The sequence below is a fragment of the Pseudonocardia sp. KRD291 genome (genome assembly GCF_019263595.1).
Taxonomy (GTDB): Bacteria; Actinomycetota; Actinomycetes; order Mycobacteriales; family Pseudonocardiaceae; genus Pseudonocardia.
On record NZ_JADQDD010000451.1, the window covers coordinates 1 to 2,936 of the forward strand.

The 2,936-nt window shown below is 74.5% G+C and carries 3 protein-coding genes; 1 reads left to right on the forward strand and 2 read right to left on the reverse strand.

What is annotated here, in order from left to right; all coding sequences use genetic code 11:
* On the forward strand, positions 1-329 hold a 329-nt coding region (locus tag I4I78_RS31560; RefSeq protein ID WP_218615167.1), incomplete at its 5' end, for an EamA family transporter.
* A 74-nt stretch (positions 330-403) separates the two neighbouring features.
* On the opposite strand, the gene I4I78_RS31565 is transcribed toward I4I78_RS31560, so the two are convergent.
* Together I4I78_RS31565 and I4I78_RS31570 are read right to left on the reverse strand one after the other, a co-directional pair.
* Positions 404-2,134 (reverse strand): DEAD/DEAH box helicase, encoded by a 1,731-nt coding sequence (locus I4I78_RS31565; RefSeq protein WP_218615168.1) that lies wholly within the window; start codon positions 2,132-2,134, stop codon positions 404-406.
* A gap of 159 nt (positions 2,135-2,293) precedes the next feature.
* On the reverse strand, positions 2,294-2,936 hold a 643-nt coding region (locus I4I78_RS31570; RefSeq protein ID WP_226380814.1), incomplete at its 5' end, for a class I SAM-dependent methyltransferase.

Consider the following 2,936-nt stretch of genomic DNA (forward strand, 5'->3'; position numbering starts at 1 on the left):
GGGCGCTGGCCGAGCCGCCGGTCCTGCTGCTCGCGGTGGGGTTGGGCGTGCTGTCGTCGGTGATCCCCTACGTGCTCGACCAGGTGGTCCTGCGACGGGTCGGGCAGGCCCGGTTCGCGGTCCTGCTGGCGCTGCTGCCGGCCACCGCCACGCTGGTCGGGCTGGTCGGGCTGGGGCAGCGCCCGGGGGCCCTGGAGGCGGTCGGGATCCTGGCCGTCATCGCCGCGGTCACGCTCCGGTCCCGGGAGGGTGACGAACCGCCGTCCGGGCCCGAATCGTCACGTACCGTCACCGACAGCCGTTCGGCGCACGACCTGACGGGTGAGTGAGGTCGGACACAGGAACCACCCGGAACGACCAGTGCACGGTGCACCGGTGATCGTGCCGGGTGCCCGCCCGCTCGTCAGCGCCAGGACCGAAGGGTGGCGATCCGTTCCTCCAGCTGGTCCATGTTCGCCATCGCCGTCGGCGGGCCGCCACAGTGCCTGCGCAGCTCGTTGTGGATCACGCCGTGCGGCTTGCGGGTCTTGTGGTTGTGCAGCGCGACGAGCGTGTTGAGCTCCTTGCGCAGCGTCGCCAGCCGTTCCCGGGTGCTCTGCGGGGCGCGCTCGGCCGGTGGCGGCGGGGTCGGCGCGGTGGCCGGGGCGGCCCGGGCCTGGGCCCCCGTGCGGGGCGAGCCCTTCGCGATCCAGTCCTGCTGGCGTTTGGACAGCAACGTGCGCACCTGGTCGGGCTCGAGCAGGCCGGGCAGCCCGAGGTAGTCCTCCTCGTCGGCGGAGAACGACGTGCCCTCGTAGATCAGCTGGTCGAGCTCGGCGTCGGCGCCGAGCGAGGTGAACGCCTTCTCCTGCTCGCCGGGCTCGTCCTCCTGCTTGTTGGCCGCGTTGAGCTCCTCGTCGTTCCACACCTCCTCGGCCTTGTGCGGCTTGCCCAGGACGTGGTCGCGCTGCGCCTCCAGCTCGCTGGCCAGCGCGAGCAGCACCGGCACGCTCGGCACGAACACCGACGCCGTCTCCCCCGGCCGCCGCGACCGCACGAAGCGGCCGATCGCCTGCGCGAAGTACAGCGGCGTGGACGCCGACGTCGCGTAGACCCCGACGGCCAGGCGCGGCACGTCGACGCCCTCGGAGACCATCCGGACCGCGACCATCCAGCGTTCCTCGGAGCGCGCGAACTCGGCGATCCGGTCCGAGCTGCCGGCCTCGTCGGAGAGCACGACCGCGGGCATCGTCCCGGTGACCGTGCGCAGTATCGCGGCGTAGGACCTGGCGGCGGTCTGGTCGGAGGCGATCACCAGGCCGCCGGCGTCGGGCATGCCGCCGTCGCGGTGGCTGGTCAGTCGGCGGTCCGCGGCGGCCAGCACGGCCGGCATCCACTCCCCGGCCGGGTCCAGCGCGGTGCGCCAGGCCATGCCGGTCTGTTCCTTGGTCATCGGCTCGCCGAGCCGGGCGCTGATCTCCTCGCCCGCGCTGGTCCGCCAGTTCGACGTCCCCGAGTAGGCCAGGAACACCACCGGCCGGACCACGTTGTCGGCCAGCGCCTCGGCGTAGCCGTAGGAGTGGTCGGCCCGGCTGCGCGGGGCGCCCTCGGCGTCGGGCACGTACTCGACGAACGGGATCGGGTTGTCGTCGGAGCGGAACGGGGTGCCGGTCAGGGCCAGGCGCCGGACGGCCGGGTCGAACGCCTCGGACACCGCCTCGCCCCAGGAGCGCGCGTCGCCGGCGTGGTGGATCTCGTCGAGGATCACCAGCATCCGGCGGTTCTCCGACCGGGCCCGGTGCAGCATCGGGTGCGCCGCGACACCGGCGTAGGTGACGGCGATGCCGTGGTAGTCGCTCGAGGTGCCGCCCGTGGAGTTGCGGAACTCCGGGTCCAGCGAGATCCCGGCGTAGGTGGCCGCGTCGGACCACTGGTACTTCAGGTGCTCGGTCGGCGTGACGACCGTGACCGCGTCGATCGTCCGGTCCGCGAGCAGCTCACCGGCCACCCGCAGGGCGAACGTCGTCTTACCGGCGCCGGGCGTCGCGACCGCGAGGAAGTCCTGCGGCTGCGTGGCCAGATAGCGCGCCAGCGCGCTGCGCTGCCACGCGCGCAGCGGCCGGGTCTCCGGCGAGGCGAGTTGGGCTTGCGACACACGTCTCCCCTGGTCCGCGGTCTCCTCCCGCCGCACGCGGACTCACGCGAGGCGGAACCGGTACGCCCCGCGACGCTGCCGGGCGGCCGGGGCCCGATCGGTCATCCGGGCCCGGCGCCCCGCTGAGGTGAACCGGCGAACCGGTGTCCGGGGCGTCGATCAGGGTAGCCGCGCGCCCGGCGCCCCGTCGGTGTGACCCACCGCCTTCGGGCGTCGTGCCAGGTAGACCAGGGCCGGAGGCAGGTTGGGCCAGATCGTCCGGCTGGCCACGACCTCCTCGAACGCGTCGCGCAGCCAGCGGTGCTGGCGTCGGGCCGGTGGGGCCCACCGCGACCAGACGTAGGTGAACTGGGTGAACGCCCCGTCCGGGAGCACCGAGCCGGCGATCACGTCGGTCAGCCGGGGGCCGGTCACCGGGTAGGCCGCCCAGGGCAGGCCGGAGAGCACCACGTCGGCCCCGCCCAGGCCGCGCTCGGCCAGCAACGCGGGCAGCTCCGCCGCGCCGGCCACCGCGACGTCGATCGAGGGGTGGCGGCGGCGCAGCGTCGCGGCCAGGCGGGGGTTCAGCTCGACGGCCAGATGGTGCCCGCGCCCGCCCAGGCGCTCCTGCACCAGGTCGCTGAACGCCCCGGTGCCCGGCCCGAGCTCGACGACGACCGGGTCGCCGGTGTCCGGCACCGGCGCGCAGACGATCTCGGCCAGGGCCCGCGAGCTCGGCGCGGGAGCTGCGGTCCGGGCCGGGTCGCGCAGGAACTCGCCGAGGAACCGCACCCGCTCCGCAGCACCGCCCCTTCCTGCGGAA